At 67.6% G+C, this 19,461-nt stretch carries 21 protein-coding genes and 1 pseudogene; 10 read left to right on the top strand and 12 right to left on the bottom strand.

Annotated features, from left to right (window positions below; genetic code table 11):
• Window positions 1-84: 84 nt before the first annotated feature.
• Together GY40_RS12395 and GY40_RS12390 are read left to right on the top strand one after the other, a co-directional pair.
• On the top strand, window positions 85-945 hold the full coding sequence (locus GY40_RS12395; protein ID WP_248311155.1) for a glutamine amidotransferase: 861 nt from the start codon (window positions 85-87) through the stop codon (window positions 943-945).
• Window positions 942-2,183 carry an NAD(P)/FAD-dependent oxidoreductase gene (locus tag GY40_RS12390; RefSeq protein ID WP_038362755.1) on the top strand — a complete coding sequence of 414 codons (1,242 nt, stop codon included), beginning with the start codon at window positions 942-944 and terminating at the stop codon, window positions 2,181-2,183. Before GY40_RS12395 ends, GY40_RS12390 begins: the two co-directional genes overlap by 4 nt.
• 180 nt (window positions 2,184-2,363) lie before the next feature.
• On the opposite strand, the gene GY40_RS12385 is transcribed toward GY40_RS12390, so the two are convergent.
• The 6 genes from GY40_RS12385 to GY40_RS27965 all read right to left on the bottom strand — a co-directional run bounded on the left by GY40_RS12385 (window position 2,364) and on the right by GY40_RS27965 (window position 8,159).
• A complete protein-coding gene (locus GY40_RS12385; RefSeq protein ID WP_038362753.1) occupies window positions 2,364-3,161 on the bottom strand; it encodes a succinate dehydrogenase iron-sulfur subunit in 798 nt (265 codons plus the stop codon).
• Between the two features lie 10 nt (window positions 3,162-3,171).
• On the bottom strand, window positions 3,172-5,004 hold the full coding sequence (gene sdhA / locus GY40_RS12380) for a succinate dehydrogenase flavoprotein subunit (protein ID WP_038362751.1): 1,833 nt from the start codon (window positions 5,002-5,004) through the stop codon (window positions 3,172-3,174).
• A gap of 4 nt (window positions 5,005-5,008) precedes the next feature.
• Entirely contained in the window at window positions 5,009-5,401 is a 393-nt protein-coding gene (gene sdhD, locus GY40_RS12375; RefSeq protein WP_038362749.1) for a succinate dehydrogenase, hydrophobic membrane anchor protein, read from the bottom strand.
• An 11-nt stretch (window positions 5,402-5,412) separates the two neighbouring features.
• Complete coding sequence (gene sdhC / locus GY40_RS12370; RefSeq protein WP_038362747.1) at window positions 5,413-5,814, bottom strand: succinate dehydrogenase, cytochrome b556 subunit; 402 nt, start codon at window positions 5,812-5,814, stop codon at window positions 5,413-5,415.
• A gap of 151 nt (window positions 5,815-5,965) precedes the next feature.
• Window positions 5,966-7,012 carry a MaoC family dehydratase gene (locus tag GY40_RS12365; protein ID WP_038364000.1) on the bottom strand — a complete coding sequence of 349 codons (1,047 nt, stop codon included), beginning with the start codon at window positions 7,010-7,012 and terminating at the stop codon, window positions 5,966-5,968.
• A 193-nt stretch (window positions 7,013-7,205) separates the two neighbouring features.
• Complete coding sequence (locus GY40_RS27965) at window positions 7,206-8,159, bottom strand: threonine/serine dehydratase (RefSeq protein ID WP_038362745.1); 954 nt, start codon at window positions 8,157-8,159, stop codon at window positions 7,206-7,208.
• A 60-nt stretch (window positions 8,160-8,219) separates the two neighbouring features.
• Here GY40_RS27965 and GY40_RS28480 point away from each other — a divergent pair, with 60 nt between their 5' ends.
• A complete protein-coding gene (locus GY40_RS28480; RefSeq protein WP_282568289.1) occupies window positions 8,220-8,342 on the top strand; it encodes a hypothetical protein in 123 nt (40 codons plus the stop codon).
• On the opposite strand, the pseudogene GY40_RS27960 reads toward GY40_RS28480, so the two are convergent.
• Window positions 8,295-8,942, bottom strand: a pseudogene (locus tag GY40_RS27960) (DUF429 domain-containing protein); the annotation flags it as partial. The gene GY40_RS28480 and the pseudogene GY40_RS27960 sit on opposite strands and share 48 nt — an antisense overlap.
• 91 nt (window positions 8,943-9,033) lie before the next feature.
• On the opposite strand from GY40_RS27960, the gene GY40_RS12355 reads away from it, so the two are divergent.
• Window positions 9,034-9,909 (top strand): HpcH/HpaI aldolase/citrate lyase family protein, encoded by an 876-nt coding sequence (locus GY40_RS12355; RefSeq protein WP_038362744.1) that lies wholly within the window; start codon window positions 9,034-9,036, stop codon window positions 9,907-9,909.
• Between the two features lie 54 nt (window positions 9,910-9,963).
• On the opposite strand, the gene ppa is transcribed toward GY40_RS12355, so the two are convergent.
• Window positions 9,964-10,500, bottom strand: a complete 537-nt coding sequence (gene ppa / locus GY40_RS12350) for an inorganic diphosphatase (protein WP_038362742.1) — start codon at window positions 10,498-10,500, stop codon at window positions 9,964-9,966.
• A 152-nt stretch (window positions 10,501-10,652) separates the two neighbouring features.
• On the opposite strand from ppa, the gene GY40_RS12345 reads away from it, so the two are divergent.
• Window positions 10,653-11,375 (top strand): fused DSP-PTPase phosphatase/NAD kinase-like protein, encoded by a 723-nt coding sequence (locus tag GY40_RS12345; RefSeq protein ID WP_038362740.1) that lies wholly within the window; start codon window positions 10,653-10,655, stop codon window positions 11,373-11,375.
• A gap of 90 nt (window positions 11,376-11,465) precedes the next feature.
• On the opposite strand, the gene GY40_RS12340 is transcribed toward GY40_RS12345, so the two are convergent.
• The 3 genes from GY40_RS12340 to GY40_RS12330 form a co-directional block, all read right to left on the bottom strand.
• A complete protein-coding gene (locus tag GY40_RS12340; protein ID WP_038362738.1) occupies window positions 11,466-12,917 on the bottom strand; it encodes a hypothetical protein in 1,452 nt (483 codons plus the stop codon).
• Between the two features lie 141 nt (window positions 12,918-13,058).
• On the bottom strand, window positions 13,059-13,580 hold the full coding sequence (gene hutX, locus GY40_RS12335) for a heme utilization cystosolic carrier protein HutX (protein ID WP_038362736.1): 522 nt from the start codon (window positions 13,578-13,580) through the stop codon (window positions 13,059-13,061).
• Window positions 13,581-13,590: 10 nt separating this feature from the next.
• A complete protein-coding gene (locus GY40_RS12330) occupies window positions 13,591-13,938 on the bottom strand; it encodes an antibiotic biosynthesis monooxygenase family protein (protein ID WP_038362734.1) in 348 nt (115 codons plus the stop codon).
• Window positions 13,939-14,243: 305 nt separating this feature from the next.
• Here GY40_RS12330 and GY40_RS12325 point away from each other — a divergent pair, with 305 nt between their 5' ends.
• The 4 genes from GY40_RS12325 (at window position 14,244) to GY40_RS12310 (ending at window position 17,770) form a co-directional block, all read left to right on the top strand.
• A complete protein-coding gene (locus GY40_RS12325; RefSeq protein ID WP_081925349.1) occupies window positions 14,244-15,194 on the top strand; it encodes a heme/hemin ABC transporter substrate-binding protein in 951 nt (316 codons plus the stop codon).
• Window positions 15,195-15,217: 23 nt separating this feature from the next.
• Window positions 15,218-16,297 (top strand): FecCD family ABC transporter permease, encoded by a 1,080-nt coding sequence (locus tag GY40_RS12320; RefSeq protein ID WP_038363995.1) that lies wholly within the window; start codon window positions 15,218-15,220, stop codon window positions 16,295-16,297.
• Entirely contained in the window at window positions 16,290-17,114 is an 825-nt protein-coding gene (locus tag GY40_RS12315; protein WP_038362732.1) for a heme ABC transporter ATP-binding protein, read from the top strand. Before GY40_RS12320 ends, GY40_RS12315 begins: the two co-directional genes overlap by 8 nt.
• Before the next feature lie 131 nt (window positions 17,115-17,245).
• The gene (locus tag GY40_RS12310; protein WP_038362730.1) at window positions 17,246-17,770 is read left to right on the top strand and encodes a L,D-transpeptidase; all 525 of its coding nucleotides are present in this window, start codon (window positions 17,246-17,248) and stop codon (window positions 17,768-17,770) included.
• A 45-nt stretch (window positions 17,771-17,815) separates the two neighbouring features.
• Here the strand turns inward: GY40_RS12310 and GY40_RS12305 are convergent, their stop codons facing one another.
• Window positions 17,816-18,763 carry a 2-hydroxyacid dehydrogenase gene (locus GY40_RS12305; protein ID WP_038362728.1) on the bottom strand — a complete coding sequence of 316 codons (948 nt, stop codon included), beginning with the start codon at window positions 18,761-18,763 and terminating at the stop codon, window positions 17,816-17,818.
• A 231-nt stretch (window positions 18,764-18,994) separates the two neighbouring features.
• Here GY40_RS12305 and GY40_RS12300 point away from each other — a divergent pair, with 231 nt between their 5' ends.
• The gene (locus GY40_RS12300; protein ID WP_038362726.1) at window positions 18,995-19,312 is read left to right on the top strand and encodes a DUF2853 family protein; all 318 of its coding nucleotides are present in this window, start codon (window positions 18,995-18,997) and stop codon (window positions 19,310-19,312) included.
• Window positions 19,313-19,461: the final 149 nt, after the last annotated feature.

Raw genomic sequence — 19,461 nt, 5'->3', positions numbered from 1 at the left:
TGCGTCCGGAGTCGGCACGCAACATGGCGGCTCAAAATTTGCTTGCTTCGTTCCGTCTGGAACTTCATCCTGCGGTGATCCGTCATGGTTTCACGCGTCCCTCTCAATCCCGGCCGCGCGCCAGCGAGCCTGAAGTCGGTGATGAACGACCACGCCTTTCCTCCTCGTCTGGCCGGACGCACCCGCCCGCCTGCCGCGACCCGGCGCCCGCCCTCGGCTCCCAGGCCGGTGCTGATCGTGCTGCATCAGGAGCATTCCACGCCCGGCCGCGTCGGCCGGCTGCTGCAGGCGCGTGGCCATGCGCTCGACATCCGCAAGCCGCGCTTCGGCGATTCGCTGCCCGCGACCATGCGCGACCATGCCGGGGCAGTGATCTTCGGCGGCCCGATGGGGGCCAATGATCCCGAGGATTTCGTCAAGGCCGAGATCGACTGGATCGGCACCTGCCTGAAGGAGGACGCGCCTTTCCTCGGCATCTGCCTCGGCGCGCAGATGCTGGCGAAGCAGATGGGCGCGCAGGTCTACACCCATGGCGAAGGTCGCGCCGAGGTCGGCTATTATCCGCTCTCCATCACCGAAGCCGGGAAGGCCCATGCCGAGGCGGCCGGCTTCGTCTGGCCCGGCACCGTCTATCAATGGCACCGCGACGGCTTCGATTGCCCGCGCGGCGCCGAATGCCTCGCTACCGGCGGCGATTTCCCGACCCAGGCGATCCGCGCCGCCTCGCGCGTCTACGGCATCCAGTTCCACCCCGAGGTCACGCCCGCGATGATGTATCGCTGGTCGGTGCGCGGCTATGAGCGCACCCTGATGCCGGGCGCGCAGCTCGGCCACACCCATGTGCCTGGCTGGTTCCAGCACGACCCGGCGATCCGCCTCTGGCTCGACGCCTTCCTCGACCATTGGCTGAAGGAGCCGGCGGAAGCCGGAACGGCAACCGCGTGACTCGTACAGCTCTCGTCCTCGGCGCCGGCATGGTCGGCGTCTCCTGCGCGCTCGCCTTGCAGAAGCGCGGCTTCACCGTGACGCTCATCGATCGCAAGGAGCCGGGACGCGAAACCTCCTATGGCAACGCCGGGGTGCTCGCCCGCTCCTCGATCGCACCACTCAACAACCCCTCGCTCTACGGCAAGCTGGCCAGCTATCTCGGTAACGGCCACCCGGCGCTCAATCTGAGCTGGCGCCGCGCCCTGACGCGGCCGGGCTGGCTGCTGCGCTTCCTCTGGGAAGGCCGCCCCTCCCAGGCGGCCGCCCGCATCGCCGCGCTCGATTCCATCACCGCCAGCACGGTCGAGCGCCACCGCGCCCTGATGGCCGAGGCCGGCGTGGCACATCGCCTGCGCGAGAACGGCACGCTCAAGCTCTGGCGCAGCGAAGCCGGCCATGCCGCCGCGCAGGCCGAGCATCATTTCCTCAAGCGCCACGGCATCGCCTCGCGGCTCCTCGACCGGCAGGGCATCTCCGCCGTCGAGCCGCATCTGAACCCGATCTTTCGAGCCGGCCTGCTCATCCCCTCCAACGCCTCGGTCGATTCCCCCGGCGCCGTCACCGCCGCCTATGCCGCACTCTTCGCCGGCCGCGGCGGGCAGATCGTGCAGGCCGAGGTGAAGGCGCTCACCCGTCAAGACGCCGGCTGGCGCGCCGCAACCGACAAGGGCACCTTCGAGGCCGGGATCGCCGTGGTGGCGCTCGGCCCCTGGAGCGGCGATCTGCTGAAGCCGCTCGGCCTCGACCCCAGGCTCGATGTCGAGCGCGGCTATCACCGCCACCTGAAACCGGAGGCCCGCGCGACCTTGTCGCGGCCGATCTACGATGTCGACGCCGCTTATTTCATGGCGCCGATGGAGCAGGGCTATCGCGTGACCAGCGGCGTCGATCTGTCCTTCCGCGACGCGCCCGACGCGCACCGCCAGATCGACAGCGTGACGGAGGCTGCGCGCGAGGCCTTTCCGCTCGGCGCCGTTGCCGGCGAAACCTGGCGCGGGGCGCGGCCGACCCTGCCGGATTCACTGCCGATGATTGGCGAGGCGCCTGGTAATCCCGGCCTCTGGCTCGCCTTCGGCAACCAGCATATCGGCTTCTCGACTGGCCCGATCACCGGCGAGATGATCGCGGCGATGGTCTGCGGCGAGACGCCGCCGGCCGATCCGAAGCCGTTCCGGCCGGGACGGTATATCGGCTGAGGTCAGCTTCAGAGACCCATCGAAATGGGCGCTGGGAATCCCTCTCCCGGATGAGAGAAGGGTACCCCGCGCTTTCCATTGGCGACACGCGGACAACACCAACGAAAAACGCCAGCCCAGAGGCTGGCGTTGATCGAAGCACCGGAAGCGCAGCCGATCGCGCCAGACGGTCGCGCCGGCTCAGACCTGGCGCGCCACCATCATCTTCTTGACCTCGGCGATCGCCTTGGCCGGGTTCAGGCCCTTCGGGCAGGCATTCGCGCAGTTCATGATGGTGTGGCAGCGATAGAGCCGGAAGGGATCTTCCAGATTGTCGAGCCGTTCGCCGGTCGCCTCGTCGCGCGAGTCGATCAGCCAGCGATAGGCCTGCAACAGCGCGGCCGGGCCGAGATAGCGGTCGCCGTTCCACCAATAGCTCGGGCAGGAGGTCGAGCAGCAGGCGCACAGGATGCACTCATAGAGCCCGTCGAGCTTCTCGCGGTCGTCCTTGGCCTGGCGCCACTCCTTCTCGGGAGCCGGCGTCGTCGTCTTCAGCCAGGGCTCGATCGAGGCGTGCTGAGCGTAGAAGCGCGTCAGGTCGGGCACGAGGTCCTTGACCACCGGCATATGCGGCAGCGGGTAGATCGCGACCCGGCCCGCATTCTTGCCGGTGCCGCCGCACTCGTCGATGCCGGTGGTGCAGGCCAAGCCGTTCTTGCCGTCCATGTTCATGGCGCAGGAACCGCAGATGCCCTCGCGGCAGGAGCGGCGGAAGGTCAGGGTCGGGTCGACCTTGTTCTTGATCCAGATCAGCGCGTCCAGCACCATCGGCCCGCAATCGTCGCGGTCGACATAATAGGTATCGGTGCGCGGATTGGCGGTATCGTCCGGGTTCCAGCGATAAATCTTGAACTCGGTGACGTTCTTGGCGCCGGCCGGCTTCGGCCAGGCCTTGCCTTCGGTCAGGCGGGAGTTCTTCGGAAGATTGAATTCAGCCATCAGATCGTCCTCAGTACACCCGTGCCTTGGGCTTGATGTACTCGATGTCGTTGGACATCGTGTAGGTGTGCACCGGGCGGTCGTCGAGCGTGACGGTCCGCTTCTCGTCGTCGATCCAGGACAGGGTGTGCTTCATCCAGTCCTTGTCGTCGCGGTTCGGATAGTCCTCGCGGGCATGGGCGCCGCGGCTTTCCGGCCGGTTCAGCGCCGAGTCCATGGTCACGACCGCCTGGGTGATCAGGTTGTCGAATTCCAGCGTCTCGATCAGGTCCGAGTTCCAGATCAGCGAGCGGTCCTTCGTGCCGACATCGGCGATGCCGCCCCAGACCTCGTGGATGAGCTTGTGGCCCTCTTCCAGCGTCTCGCCGGTGCGGTAGACGGCGCAGTTGTCCTGCATCGTCCGCTGCATCTTGTCGCGCAGCACCGCGGTCGGCGTGCCGCCGGCAGCATTGCGGTACTTGTCGAGGCGGGTGAGAGCGAGGTCGGAGGAGCCCTTCGGCAATTCCGGCTGCTTCTCGCCGGCCGTGACCGTCTCGGCGCAGCGCAGGCCCGCCGCGCGGCCGAAGACGACGAGGTCGATCAGCGAGTTCGAGCCCAGGCGGTTAGCGCCATGCACCGAGACGCAGGCCGCCTCGCCGAGCGCCATCAGGCCGGGAACGACGGTATCCGGATCGCCCCCGACCTTGGTCAGCACCTCGCCGTGGAAGTTCGTCGGGATGCCGCCCATGTTGTAGTGCACCGTCGGCAGAACCGGGATCGGCTCGCGCGTCACGTCGACGCCGGCGAAGATCTTGGCGCTCTCGGAGATGCCCGGCAGGCGCTCGTGCAGGATCTTCGGGTCGAGATGGTCGAGATGCAGGTAGATGTGGTCCTTGGTCTTGCCGACGCCGCGCCCGGCCCGGATCTCCATCGTCATCGAGCGCGAGACGACGTCGCGCGAAGCGAGGTCCTTGGCCGAGGGGGCATAGCGCTCCATGAAGCGCTCGCCCTCCGAGTTGGTGAGATAACCGCCCTCGCCGCGCGCGCCCTCGGTGATCAGGCAGCCCGAGCCGTAGATGCCGGTCGGGTGGAACTGCACGAACTCCATGTCCTGCAGCGGCAGGCCGGCGCGCAGCACCATGCCGCCGCCGTCGCCGGTGCAGGTATGGGCCGAGGTCGCCGAGAAATAGGCGCGGCCATAGCCGCCGGTCGCCAGGATGGTCTGCTGGGCGCGGAAGCGGTGCAGCGTGCCGTCATCGAGCTTGAGCGCGATCACGCCGCGGCAATGGCCATCCTCGTCCATGATCAGGTCGATGGCGAAATACTCGATGAAGAACTCGGTGTTGTAGCGCAGCGCCTGGCCATAGAGCGTGTGCAGCATGGCATGGCCGGTGCGATCGGCCGCGGCGCAGGTGCGCTGGGCCGGCGGGCCCTCGCCGAATTCGGTGGTCATGCCGCCGAAGGGGCGCTGGTAGATGCGGCCATCCTCGGTGCGCGAGAAGGGCACGCCCCAATGCTCGAGCTCGTAGACGGCGGCCGGCGCGTTGCGCACGAGATATTCGATGGCGTCCTGGTCGCCGAGCCAGTCAGACCCCTTGACGGTGTCGTACATGTGCCACTGCCAGGTATCCTTGCCCATATTGCCGAGCGAGGCGGCGACGCCGCCCTGGGCCGCAACGGTGTGCGAGCGGGTCGGGAAGACCTTGGTGATGCAGGCGGTGCGCAGGCCGGCCTGCGAGCAGCCGACGGTGGCGCGCAGACCCGCGCCGCCGGCGCCGACGACGACGACGTCGAAGGTGTGGTCCGTGATCGGATAGGCGGTGCCGGTATAGGCCGGGACCGGACGGGATTTTGTGATCGCCATCGGATCAGCCTCCAAAAGACAGCTTCAGCACCGCGTAGACGCTGGCGGCGCCGATCGCGATGGCGAAGAAGGTGTTGGCCATGACGGCGAGGATCTTGGTCCCCTCGTTATGGACGTAATCCTCGATGATGACCTGCATGCCGAGCCGCATATGGATGCAGGCCGAGAGGGTGAAGAGCAGCATCAGGATCGCGACGAGAGGGTTCGACAGCAGCGCGACCGCCGCCGGATAGGGCCGGCCGACCAGCGCGATGACGATGCCGATGAAGATGATCGTCAGGATCAGGTTCGAAACGGCGGTGACACGCTGCAGCCAGAAATGGCCGGTGCCGGACTTGGCGGAACCGAGGCCGCGAACACGGCCGAGCGGGGTGCGCATCGAGGAATTGGACAGCATGAGCGGGCTCCTCAGCGCAGGACCAGAGCGACGATCCAGACCAGGACCGTCAAGCTCACCGAGGCGACGAGCGAGAACTTCGCCATGTTCATCCGGGTTTCGGGCTCATAGCCCTTGCCCATGTCCCAGACGAAATGTCTCAAGCCCCCGACCATGTGGTGGATCAGCGAGAAGCTGTAGAGGAAGAGGACGAGCCGGCCGAGGAAGGAGCCGGCGATCGCCTGGGCCGTATCGAAGGCGGCGGGCCCCGACGCAGCGGCGACCAGCCAGGCGGCGATCAGCACCGTGCCGAGATAGAGCCCCGTGCCGGTGACGCGATGGGCGACGGACATCGCCATCGTCCAGGACCAGCGATAGATCTGCAGGTGGGGCGAAAGCGGACGAGCCGCGGGCTTGACCTCGGCCAATATCATTCTCCGATCAAGCGGCCCGTCGGAAGGAACGGACCCATTTGGGATCATTCTAGAGTGACCCGCTCTGTAACGAAACCGGAACCACGCTGCAATGCGGCAGGCGCGAAGCGAAGTTACAGATTCTGAAATTCGTCATTTTCTTATCGAAAGCTTACCGCGGCAGCAGTGCCCAATAGTCGAAATCGAGGATCACGCCGGGCGCATATTGCTCGCCTTCCTTGAGCGGATGGGCCGCGCACGGCAGATTCTTGGTGGCGACGAGCCGGAGCCTGAGCGCGCCGACATCGCTGCGCCCCGGCAGCTCCGCGCATGCCAGAACCTCGCTCCAGGCATAGACGGTATCCCCCGCGAACAGCGGCGCGACATGGCGCCCGCCATTGATCGCGGCGATGTGAAAGGCGTTGCCGAGCCCGTTGAACGAGAGGGCGCGGGCGAGGCTGATGACATGGCCGCCATAGATCAGCCTCTTGCCGAAGCGGCTGCCCTGCGCGGCATGGGCGTCGAAATGCACCCGCGCCGTGTTCTGGTAGAGCCGCGTGGCGAGCTGATGCTCGGCCTCCTCGACGGTCATGCCGTCGACATGGTCGATCTTCTCGCCCACCGCATAATCGCCCCAGCGGAAGCGCGAACCGGCCAGCGCATCGTCATGGCCGGCGAGATCGAGCGGCGGGCAGCCCTCGCCCAACACGTCCGGCAGGACGGCCTTGGCCAGCTCCGGCACCTGCTCGGCATGGGCGGGCGTGCCCGGCTGGCGCTTGCGCACCAGCACCCAGCGCGCATAGCTCAGCACGATGTCGCCATGCTGGTTGCGGCCGATGGAGCGGACATAGACGATGCCGGCATCGCCGGCCGAGGCCTGTTTCAGCCCGATGACCTCGGAGGTCGTCGAAAGCGTGTCGCCGACGAAGACGGGCTTGAGGAAGCGCCCGTCGGCATAGCCGAGATTGGCGACGGCATTCAAAGAGATATCCGGCACCGTCTTGCCGAAGACGATGTGGAAGACGAGCAGATCGTCGACCGGCGCCGCCGGATAGCCGATGGCGCGGGCGAAGGCCTCGGAGGATTGCACAGCGAAGCGCGGGCCGTAGAGCGCCGTGTAAAGCGCAACGTCGCCCGCCGTGACCGTGCGCGGCGTCGCATGGACGATGACGTCCCCGAGGTGGAAATCCTCGAAAAAGCGGCCGGAACTGGTCTTGATCGTCGCGCCGGTCATGCGTTGCCTCCTGATGGGAGGCGAGTTTGCGTTGCAACGAAGCTCTGCGTCCAGCCCTGAAGACAGGTCGAGCGTCATGCTCGGGCTTGACCCGGGCATCTCGCGAGGGAGAAGCCCCCCACGCGTCGCGAGATTCTCGGGTCGCCGCTGCGCGGCACCCGAGAATGACACCCTTCGATCACCCCGCGATCGTCGCGAGCTTCGCCAGATCGACATTCGCGCCGCAGACGAGCACGCCGAGCCGCTCGCCCTTGGCGGGCTTGTAGGCGCCGCTGATCAGCGCGCCGAAGGCCGCCGCGCCGCCAGGCTCCACCGCGAGACGGAAATCCCGCCACAGCGCCGCCTGCGCCGCCGTGATGGCTGCGTCAGCCACCAGCGCGACATGGTCGACCGTGTCCTTGCAGACATCGTAGACGAGCTGGCCGACATTGCGCGCGCCGAGCGAATCGGCGGCGACGGAGGCGACCTTGACCTCGGCCGGCCCCTTCGCCTCCAGCGCCGCCTGCAAGGCGCGCGAGCCTTCCGGTTCGACGCCGACGACCCTGACCTTGCTGCCGGCAAACCAGCTCGCAATGCCCGAGATCAGTCCGCCACCGCCGACCGCGACGAGAACGGTGTCGAGATCGAGTTCCTGCAGATCCCATTCACGGCCGAGCGTGCCCTGGCCGGTGACGGTCTCCTTCGCCGCGAAGGGATGGATCTTCAGCGCGCCGGTTTCCGCGACGAAGCGGTCGCAGGCCGCCTGGGCATCGTCATATTGCGCGCCGCCGACCACAACCTCGGCACCGAAGCGCTTGATCGCCTCGATCTTGGCCGCGGGCGAGATCTCGGGCACGAAGATCGTCGCCTTCACCCCGCGCTTCATCGCGGCATAGGCCACCGCCGCGCCGTGATTGCCGCCCGAGGCCGCCGAGACGCCCGCAGCCGGCACCGCCAGCGAGAGCAGGTTGTTGAAGGCGCCGCGCGTCTTGAACGAGCCGGCATGCTGCAGGCATTCGAGCTTGAGCGAGAGATCCGCGGCCGAGCCGAGAGCGCCGCTGCCCAGCCGCATGACAGGCGTGATCCGGGCATGGCCGGCGATGCGGGCGGCCGCTTCCTCGATCATCGGACGGGTGACGGGGCGTTCGCTCATGGCTCGATCCTGTGATGACGGCGCCCGGGACGAGAATGTCCAGATCGCGATGGGAAGCCCGTGGCTATCGCGCCCCGGCGGATCGGGAAAGGGCTTTCCGCGCCCGGCGGCAATGTGCCGGGCGACGACCAGCGCCGCCAGCGCATCGAGGAGGTCGTCTCGCTTCGCTCCTCTGGGAACTGAACCGCCGACGGTGGTCGCACAGATCCCTTGGGAGATGAGGAGCCGGGCACGCTCAGCTAGCCCCTCGGCAGTTTTCTTGGGCGAACCGAGCGCCGTTTCTTCATTCATTGACCAGAAGGCCAGCTCCGGATGAATCTCTTTAGTTCGCTCCTTCATTGAAATATCCTTCCGCAGGAGCTCATCGATTTCCCGGATTTTTGGAAAGATCATGAACGCCTGACGGCTGAAGCCCGATGCAGGCATCGAAGTTTGCCGAGCGACATCACACGCATATGCGTGGGAGCGAGTGATATCTTCCATTCCGATAATTGGGCGGTCGACGGCGTAGACTGCGGCTCGCGACGGGATGCTAAAAACAGAGGTGCTACGCGGACCTAGAACGGCTCTCGCTGCTTCCTCCGGTCCACGTCCTCGCCCTTGGACACCATCAGGCAGTCCGATCGGCATATCCACGGCAACGATGCCGGGTCTCGTTTCGTGCTCGAGAACGCTTTGAAAGTCGCGAAACACGCCGATGATCGGAGGTTCTTTCAATCCCACATCGCAAAAGACCGCGATCCAACCCGCCTTGCAGCCATCCACACCGGCCAGCCATGCCATGCCCGTTCCCTCCACCTTTCGCAGCGCTGGCATCGCATCCGCGTTCGTCTACTGTGCGGCGCAGCACAAGCCGGCCGTGTCAGGAGAGACGATGACCGCGATCCGCCCCCGCCGCAGCGCCCTTTATATGCCGGGCTCGAACGCCCGCGCGCTGGAAAAGGCGCGTGAGATCGCGGCCGACGTCCTGATCCTCGACCTGGAGGACGCCGTCGCCCCCGATGCCAAGGCAACGGCGCGCGAGCAAGTCTGCGCCGCTGTGAAGGCGGGCGGCTATGGCCGGCGCGAGCTGGTGATCCGCGTCAACGGCGCCGGCACGCCCTGGTTCGCGGACGACCTGGCTGCCGCGACGGAGGCCGGGCCGCAGGCGATTCTGGTCCCGAAGGTCTCGGCGCCGGATGAACTGCACGAGATCGCCAGCCGGCTCGATGGTCTTCGGGCCGATTCCGCCATCGCGGTCTGGGCGATGATCGAGACCCCGCTCGCGATCCTCGACGTCGAGCGCATCGCACGGGCCGCGCGCGCCCCCGCCACCCGGCTCGCCTGCTTCGTCATGGGCACGAACGATCTCGCCAAGGAGACCCGCGCCCGCTTCGTGCCGGGCCGGGCGACGATGCTGCCCTGGCTGACGAGCGCGCTGCTGGCCGCCCGCGCCCATGGCATCGACATCCTCGACGGCGTCTACAACGACATCAAGGAGGAGGCCGGCTTCCGCGCCGAATGCGAGCAGGCGCGCGATCTCGGCTTCGACGGCAAGACCCTGATCCACCCCTCGCAGGTCGGGCCGGCGAATACGGTCTTCGCGCCGGACGAGGCGGAGCTCGCCCGTGCACGGGCCATCATCGCCGCCTTCGATCTGCCGGAGAACGCCGGCAAGGGCGCGATCCAGCTCGACGGCCGCATGGTCGAGTTGCTCCATGCAGAGATGGCAAAGCGCACGGTCGCGCTAGCGGAAGCGATCGCTGCTTGAACAAAAAAGGGCCGCGCACAGCGCGGCCCTTCATAAACGGCTTGCGGAAGCTCCTCAGCCCTTCGCCGCCTTGGCCCGCTCGATCGCCTCGACAATCAGCTTCTTGGCCATGGCGGCGTCGCCCCAGCCCTTGAGCTTCACCCATTTCCCGGGCTCCAGATCCTTGTAGTGCTCGAAGAAGTGCTGGATCTGGTCGAGGGTGATCTTCGGCAAATCGGTGTAGTCGTGGACGTTCTCGTAGCGCTTGGTCAGCTTCGGCACGGGAACGGCGATGATCTTCTCGTCGCCGCCGCCCTCGTCTTCCATCAGCATCACGCCGATCGGCCTGACCGCGATGTAGGAGCCCGGCACCAGGGGGCGGGTATTGGCGACCAGCACGTCGCAAGGGTCGCCATCCTCCGACAGCGTGTGCGGGATGAAGCCGTAATTGCCGGGATAGCGCATCGGCGTATAGAGGAAGCGGTCGACGAAGAGCGTGCCGGCCTCCTTGTCCATCTCGTACTTGATCGGCTCGCCCCCGATCGCCACCTCGATCAGGACATTCACTTCGTCAGGCGGGTTCTTGCCGATGGAGATGGCGTCGATGCGCATGAGGGAACCTGTCGCTTGGATATTTCGCCGGGCCTTATGCAAGTTCGCGGCAAAAAGTCCAACCCCTTCCGGCAGAACAAGCCATCAGACGATTTGCGCATGGTTGCCGTCACTGCTATCCGGCCCGTCATGAACAGCCCCGAGACCAGGCCGTGCTGAGCCGCCTGCGCCCCGACGAAGAGCGCTATGCCCGCCGCATGGCCCGCATCGCCCGCTGGGACCGGCCGATCGAAGGCCGGGCCGCGCGCCTGCGCGCCTGGGCCAACATGCTGCTGGTCGACCACGGCGTCTTCCGCCTCGCCTATCTCAACGCCCATCGCGTGACGCCGCGTCTCTGGCGCTCGGCCCAGCCTGCGCCCGGCCAGATCGCGGCCTTCGCCCGCAAGGGCGTGAAGACCATCGTCAACCTGCGCGGCGGGCGCGAGCACGGCTCCTGGCCGCTCCAGAAGGAAGCCTGCGAGCGTCACGGCATCGCGCTCGTCGATTTCGTGCTGCGCTCACGCGGCGCGCCCGACCGGGAGACGATCCTCGGCGCCGAGGCCTTCTTCGCGAGCCTCGAAGAGCCGGCGCTGGTCCACTGCAAATCCGGCGCCGACCGGGCGGGGTTCTTCTCGGCGCTCTATCTGCTGATCCATGAAGGCCGCCCGCTCGACGAGGCGATGCGCCAGCTCTCGCTGCGCTACGGCCATTTCCGTTTCGCCAAGACCGGTATCCTCGATGCCTTCTTCGAGGCCTATCGCCGCGAGGGCGAGGCCAGAGGCATCGCCTTCCTCGACTGGGCCGCGACGATCTACGACCCCGAGCGCCTCGAACGGGACTTCAAGCCCGGTCTTCTGTCCTCGCTGATCGCGGACCGGCTGATCCGCCGGGAATAGGTCATCGACCCGAAAAGTGGAGTGCGGTCTTCGGGTCGATGCCAAAAAGCCTAGGGCATCGGCCGAAACGCCGCTGCGAGGATCACATCCTCACGACTTCGCGCCCGAAACTGCGAAATCCCAGCGCGCACTGTCCTCGGCTTCGCCAAGATGCCGCCAGATGAAGACGACATAGGCCAGCGTCCGAGCGATCGAGACCGCGCCGACGGCATAGAGCAGTGCCGGCGTCAGAGCGCCGTACCAGCGCATCACGCCGATCAGGGCCAGGAGCGAGACGGCGTTGATCAGGACTTGCCAGGCGAGTTGGCGTGACAGGGTCGCGACCTCCTGCAAAGGCCCGACCAGCGTGATCCCGCCGTAGAACAGGCTCATGATGGCGATCACCGCGCCGACACCGGCCCATTTCGTTCCCTCGATGAAGCCGTCGGCGACATGGGCGCCAAGGCCGACGGCGGCGAACAGAGCGCCCGCCGCAGCGATCAGGCCGAGCGTCATCAGCCTGATCCAGAAGCGCCTGCGCTTGCCGACATAGCTGCGCAGCCCGTTGAGCACGAGCGGCGTGGAGACGGTGCCGAACATCTGGCTCGGCATCTCGAGCAGCCGCATCGCGAGCGCGACATGGGCCGCCAGCAGCGCATTGGAGGCGTAGGGCAGCGCCAGGATCGGCGCGATGCTGAAGCCATAGGCCAGCAAGGCGGAGGGCAGCAGCGCCCGCGGCGCGTCGCGCCAGCGCCAGGCCGCCGCGATCAGGCTGCCGCTGTTCCACAATCGCGGCTGGACCAGCGGCCGCAGCGCCGCATGGCGGCGGCGCAGCAGATAGAGGGTCGCCAGGACATGACCGCCGGCATCCGCCATGAAAAGCGCCAGCGCCTTCGGCCCGAAGAGGCCGATTAGCACCAGCATGATCACCGGCTGGACAACCGCCTGCACCACATTGCTGTTGCCGATGGCACGGAAATCCCCTTCCGCGGTCGCCTCCGCCCAGATCAGGCGCAGGACCGAGCGCGCGGCCAGCGAGACGAAGAAGAAAAAGGCGACGGCCGGCGCCACCCAGCCCGTCAGCGCGAGACCGATCAGCACGAGCACCGTCAGACCAAGGAATGCGGTGCCGACCGCGGCGGCAAGGCGAAAGGCCAGACCCAGCCGGGCCGCATCGTTGCTCCGGAAGAACACGGCCTCGAGCCGCAGCAGCGAGGCGGTCGAGACAAAATTCGCGGCAGCGGAAAAGACGGCGAAAGCCGCGAAGACGCTCGGCGGGCACAGCGCCGCCGCGACGATCAGCCCCCAGACCGAGATCAGTCGGGCCTGGACGAAGCGCAGGCCGAGCAGGATGGCCGAACCGAAGCTGGAGCGCAGGATCGGCGCGCGCTCCGCCACGAAGCGGCGTCCGGCGGCCAGGGCCAGCGAAGGCCGGCTCGGGGGAAAGGTCGCCCGTTCCATGACGACATGCGCGGCCATATCGACATCCAGGGTTGGAACATCGGGCAAGCCGTCCTCGCTGTCGTCGGTGCGCCCGTCCTGATGGACCCGGTCCGCCGGCATTAGGAGATCACGGCTTTCAGGCGGCAACGCTGCGCCAGTATGGTTAACAACTTGTAAACAGCTTTCATCGCTGAGCGTCGGTGCAGGCCGCTCGCCCGCGCGGGGCATGATGCAGGAAACGCATCCTGCCCCTGCCGCAGCTCAGACGAAGCTCGCCTTCAGGGCCTCGAACCGGTTTAGCTGATCCGGCAGCAAAGCGCGACTGGCATCTCGTCGCACGAAGATCTTGAACATCACCTCGCCCGCCGCATTGAAGAACTGGACCGAGCAGGCCCGCCGGCCCTGCGCGGTCGCGCGGTCGACGAGATAGATCGCGCGGCAATTCTCGACCTTGATATGTCCGCCGATCGGGCTGTCGCCATGGATATTGTAGTAGCCATGGCCGAAGCTGCCGACCGGCAGCGCGCCCTCGACCTCCAGCACGATGTCGGGCGTGTGCATCAGGAACAGCACCGTTCCCCAGCTCGCCAGCTCCTGCCACAGCGCCTCGAAGCGCTCGGGCGCCACGAACAGCCGCTGCCCGGCCGGCAGCAGCTCCAGCGCCGTGCGGGTCGAGACACCCGCCTCGCGCGCGATCGCCTCGATCAGCCCGTCGGGCTTTGCCGCGAGCAAAGCGCGGGCATGTTCGATCGGGTCGCGGCTCGCGACCTCCGCCGTCGTCATCGCGCGAACCTCACTCGGCCGCCTGGCGGGGCTGATGCGGATTGATCTCGCTCAGCACGGTCTCGAACCCTTCGAACTCGGGATGCCCGAGGAAGACCGGCTTCTCGCGGGGCTGACCGGCGTTGCGATGCGACTCGCGGAATTGCTCCGACTTCGTCCAGGCGACGAAATCCTCCTTCGCGGCCCATGTCGTATGCGAGGAATAGAGGGTGTGGTCCTCTTTCTCCGGCCCCTTCAGCAGATGGAAGGCGAGGAAGCCCGGCATTTCGTCGAGCCGGCTCTTGCGCGAGGACCAGACCGTCTCGAAGGCGGCCTCCTCGCCCTTGACGACCTTGAAGCGATTCATGGCGATGAACATCGGATGATCCTGCACTGAAAGGGCCGTGACCGGCCGAACACGGGGCGCCGGCGCGAATGTCCTCGCGATGTCGTGATCCAGCCGCGCAGCACGATGCCGCGGGCGAAACCGACACCGCTTGGCGCGTTGCCCTTGACCGCTTCTAGTAAAGCCGAATATCTGCGTCAATAACAGTCGAGAGCAATGCTTGTTTTGAATCACTAAAAACTAGCGCTTACTTGGCTGGAACGATTTTAAACTGCGGCATCGACAGTTGATCGACGGCGGCAGCGAAGAGCCTGGGCATTCCAGGAGGAGTCGCATCCATGTCCGGCACACAGGTCCCAACGGTTTCCGCACGCTCCCGGCAGCCGAGCCGCCGCCTCGCGGCCGCCATCGGCCTCGCACTCCTGGCGAGCGGCCTCTGGCCGGCGGGCTGGACGATGCCGGCCCTGGCGCAAAACCCCGACAAGATCGCCGTCGCCGGCGGCGTGATCACCGAGGTGCTCTATGCGCTCGGCCTGCAGGAGCGCATCGTCGGCGTCGATTCGACCAGCCAGTTCCCGCCGGAGGCGCTGACGAACAAGCCGAACATCGGCTATGTCCGTGCCCTCTCGGCCGAGGGCGTGCTCTCGCTGAAGCCGTCGCTGGTCATGCTGATCGATGGAGCGGGCCCGCCCGACGCCGTCTCGCTGCTGACCGAGTCCGGCGTGAGGATCGCCCGCATCGCCGACGGCCTGACGCCGGAAGGCGTCGCCACCAAGATCGACGCGATCGGCGCGGCGGTCGGCGCCGGCGAGCCGGCCCGGCGCCTCGCCGCGCAGACGACGGCGCGCTTTGAGGAGCTGGCCGGGCTGCGCGCCAAGCTCACGACGAAAAAGCGCGTGCTCTTCGTGCTTTCACTGCAGAACGGGCGCGCGCTTGTCGGCGGACGCAACAGCTCGGCCGACGCGATCATCGCGCTGGCCGGCGGCCTCAACGTCGCGAGCGCCATCGAAGGCTACAAGCCGATGACCGAGGAGGCCATCGCCGCCGCGGCGCCCGACATGGTCCTGATGATGCGCAACAGCAGCGCCCACAACACCACGCCCGAAGAGCTCTTCGCCATGCCGGCCTTCGCGCAGACGCCGGCCGCCGCGACGAAGCGCCTGGTCCATATGGACGGCCTCTATCTGCTCGGCTTCGGCCCGCGCACGCCAATGGCGGCGCGCGATCTCATGGCGGCGATCTATCCGGAAGCCGCCATCCCGCCGCTGAAGACGGCCGCCGCCCCGTGACCCTCGCCGCGCCCGCCCCGGCCATGGCCGCCAATGCTTTGGCAACGCTCGCCGCCGGCCGGCGGCGCGTCGGGCTCGTCGCCGTCGTCGGGCTTGCGCTGGCCTGCCTGCTGCTCGCCATCGTCGCGATCGGCCAGGGCGCCATCGCGATCCCGCCGGGCCGGGTCGCCGAGATCCTCATGGCGAAACTGACCGGCGATGCCTCGCTCCTAGACGGGCGCGACGTCCTCGTGGTCCTCAACATCCGCCTGCCGCGCGTGCTGCTCGGCCTGCTCGTCGGCGCGGGCCTCGCGGTTTCCGGTGCCTTGATGCAGGGGCTGTTCCGCAATCCCCTGGCCGATCCCGGCCTCGTCGGCGTCTCGAGCGGCGCGGCGCTCGCCGCGGCGGCGACCATCGTCCTCGGCGACCGTTTCATGGCCGGCACGATGATGAAGCTGCCCTTCGCGGCCCTGCCTTTGGGCGCCTTCTGCGGCGGGCTTGGCGCGACGCTCGCGCTCTATCTCATCGCCACGCGCGGCGGGCGCACCTCGGTCGCCACCATGCTGCTCGCCGGCGTCGCGCTCGGCGCCCTCTCCGGCGCGCTGACCGGCCTTCTCGCCTTCATCTCGGACGACCGGCAATTGCGCGACCTGACCTTCTGGTCGCTCGGCAGCCTCGGCGGCGCGAGCTGGACGAAGCTCTCGGCGGTGGCACCGATCGTGCTGCCGCTGCTGTTGCTGATGCCGCTGCTGGCGCGCGGGCTGAACGGCCTGATGCTCGGCGAGGCCGAGGCCTATCACCTCGGCATCCCCGTCCAGCGCATCAAGGCGCTGGCGATCCTGCTCGTCGCGCTCGCAGTGGGCGCCAGCGTCGCCTCGGCCGGGCTGATCGGCTTCGTCGGCATCGTCGTGCCGCATCTGATCCGGCTCTCGGTCGGCCCGGATCATCGCCTGCTTCTGCCGCTTTCGGCGCTGGGCGGCGCGATGCTGCTGGTCGGCGCCGACATCGTCGCGCGCCTGATCGTGGCGCCGGCCGAATTGCCGATCGGCATCGTCACCGCCACGATCGGCGCGCCCTTCTTTCTCTGGCTGCTGCTGCGCCGCACGAGCCTCATCGATGTCTGAGTCGGGACCGATCCTCTCCGGTCGTGAGATCGGCTTCCTCGCGGGCGGCCGTCGGCTCGTCGCCGAGGCCTCCCTGGAGCTCACCGGCGGCACGACCACGATCCTGATCGGCCCGAACGGCGCCGGAAAATCGACCCTGCTCAAGCTCCTGACCGGCGAGATCAAGCCGGCCGGTGGACGGATCGAGATCGCCGGCGAGCCGCTCGAGACGGTTCCGGCCTGGCGCCTGGCCTGCCAGCGCTCGGTCATGGCGCAGCATGCCCGCCTCGCCTTCCCCTTCAGCGTCTACGAGGTCGCGCAGCTCGGCGTCGACGGCATCGGCCGGGCGCTGACGCGCCAGCGGCGCGAGGCGGTCGTCGCGGAAGCCCTCGCCGCCGCCGGCGTGCTCGACCTCGCGGGCCGGCGCTACCAGACCCTCTCCGGCGGCGAGCAGCAGCGCGTGCAGTTCGCCCGCGTGCTCTGCCAGCTCGAAGCCGGGCGCAGCGTCGCCGAGCGGCAGGTGCTCTTCCTCGACGAGCCGATCGCGAGCCTCGACCTCTGCCACCAGCTCGCACTGCTCGACATGGCCCGCAGCATCGCCGCACGCGGCGTCGCCGTGCTGATCGTGCTGCACGACCTCAACCTCGCCGTGACCTATGCCGATCATCTCGTCGTGATGGATCGCGGCCGGATCATCGCGCAGGGCCCCCCGGCCCAGACCCTCGACGACGCCCTGCTGCATCAGGTCTTCCGCGTCGATCTCTCGCTGAGCCGCGCCCCCGCGCCGGGCCTGCCCTTCCTGCTGCCGCAGCAGCATCGCGGCCGGCCGACGGCGTGAGCTGGCATTTCCGCCGATTCACCCCGGATTCATGGTGAATCGCGCGGGGATCCGCCTTCACCATATTGCTCAACCGCCGGTTCACGGCTGCGGCGCGATGGCTTCCGATCTGTTCAACCGGAGATCGGACCATGTCGAGACAGGTTGCGGCCGCGGGCTTCGCCGTCGCGGGGCTCGCCCTTTCGGCCTTGTGGCTGCCATCGCCCGCCGCGGCCCGCGAGGTCGTCGAGATGCGCGAAGCCCGCTATCAGCCCGGCACCATCGTGATCCGCACCGGCGAGCGCCGGCTCTACTACGTCGTCGCTCCGGGCGAGGCCATCCGCTACACCATCGCGGTCGGCAAGGCCGGCAAGCAATGGCGCGGCGTCAAATATGTCGAGGAGCTGCAGGTCGACCCGGCCTGGAGCCCGCCCGCCGAGGTGAAGCGCGACAATCCCCGCCTGCCGGACGTCATCCCCGGCGGCTCGCCGCGCAACCCGATGGGCGCGCGCGTCATCGGCCTCGGCCCCGGCGGCCAATACGCCATCCACGGCACCAACATGCCGACGACGATCGGCAGCGCCGCCTCCTATGGCTGCTTTCGCATGCATAATGGCGATGTGATCGACCTCTATGCCCGCGTGCAGATGGGCACGCCGGTCGTCGTCCTGCCCTGAGGAGTTATGCCGAAGGCGCCAGGCCCCTCGGGCCCGGTTTCTGGATCAGAGCGCGACGGGCGAAACCAGCGGCTTGCCGGCGAAGAAGGCCCGCAGATTGCCGAGCATGGTTTCCTGCTGCGCCGCCTGCGCCGATTCCGAGGCGGCCGCGATATGCGGCGTCAGCACGACATTGTCGAGCGCCTTCAGCCTGTCGGAGACATGCGGCTCGTTCTCGAAGACATCGAGCCCCGCGCCTGCGATCACGCCCGTCTCCAGCGCCGCGCACAAGGCGTCCTCGTCGACCGCGATGCCGCGCGAGATGTTGACCAGATGTCCGCGCGGCCCCAGCGCCTTCAGCACCGCCGCGTTCACGGCATGCCGGTTCTCGGCGCCGGCGCGGGCCGACACGACGAGGACATCCGCCCATTCGGCGAGGCCGAGCAGACTGTCATGGTAGTGATAGGGCATGTCGGCGCGCCGGCTGCGGTTGTGATAGCCGATCTCCATCTCGAAGCCCTCGGCGCGGCGCGCGATGCGGCTGCCGATCGCGCCCAGCCCGTAGATGCCGAGCTTGCGCCCGGCCAGCCCCGGCACCGGAGCCATGCGCTCGACCGCATTGCCCTGCCAGCGCCCGGCCCGGACGTAACGGTCGCCCTGCGGAATCTGCCGTGCCGTGGCGAGCAGCAGCCCCATGGCGAATTCCGCCACGCCGGCGGCATTGGCGTCTCCGGCATTGCCGAGCGCGATCCCGCGCGCCTTGGCATGCGCCCGGTCGACACCCTCGATGCCGGTGCCGTAGCAACAGACCAGCCTGAGCTTCGGCAGGGCGGCCATGAGAGCGGCGTCGGTGCGCAGGGTCCCGATAGTGAGCAGCGCCTCGACCTGCTCCGCCCCCTCCGGGAGCGCCTCCGGCGTCGAATGCTCCATCGGACCCAGCAGCGTATAGCTTTCACGGAGTCGGTCGATGAACGCCGCCGGCAGTCGCGGCACCATGAGGAGAGTGGGTTTCATCGATCGACTCCAGACAATACCGCATCGCAACATTTCCGCGGCATCCGCTCAAGCCCGCCACCGGCAGGACTGCCATATGCCGGATGCACGCCTTTGCCGCAGTGAACTGGCCGAAAGGCGAAAGATCGGCCGACGCCATTTCCCTCGCCTGCGGCAAAAAAGCACGTTAGCTTCGTCCTGCGACACGAAGCTCGCTCGAGCAAGAGCCGGGCCAGATAAGGGGCTACCCGTATGGATCACCTCGCTGACGTGAAGAAGTTTGCCAAGAAGCCGCTGAACGAGGCCGCCTTCGCCGGGATGGCCAAATCCTATGCGCTGGTCATGGGCAAGCCCGACACGCGCTATGTCGCCTGTTCCGACCCGGCCGAGCTCGACCGCGTTCGCGAGAACTTCCTGAAGAAGAAGCTCGGGCTGAAATCCGGCGATCTCGACGGCTCGATCAAGGCCGTCTGCGAGCAGATGAAGGAAGACCGGACCAAATCCCGCCTGACCTTCTACTACCTGCTGGCCGAGCACCACGGAAAGCTCGACCTCTTCATCAAGAAATAGGCCGGCGCCGTCCCCGGCATCGCCGGGGATCTTCCTCCAGGGCAAGCGATGCGGCCGGCGGGATGTGCCGGCCTTGCGCAGGCTTGCCCGTTCTCCGTCCGATCCATCGCGAAAGATCGCGGCGCGCCCAGCCGGACGCAGTGGCGGGG

This window comes from Allobosea sp. UNC402CLCol (assembly GCF_000745475.1).
Taxonomy (GTDB): Bacteria; Pseudomonadota; Alphaproteobacteria; order Rhizobiales; family Beijerinckiaceae; genus Allobosea; species Allobosea spartocytisi.
Note: the sequence above shows the minus strand (reverse complement) of the source record. Positions and strands in the feature narration are given on the sequence as shown.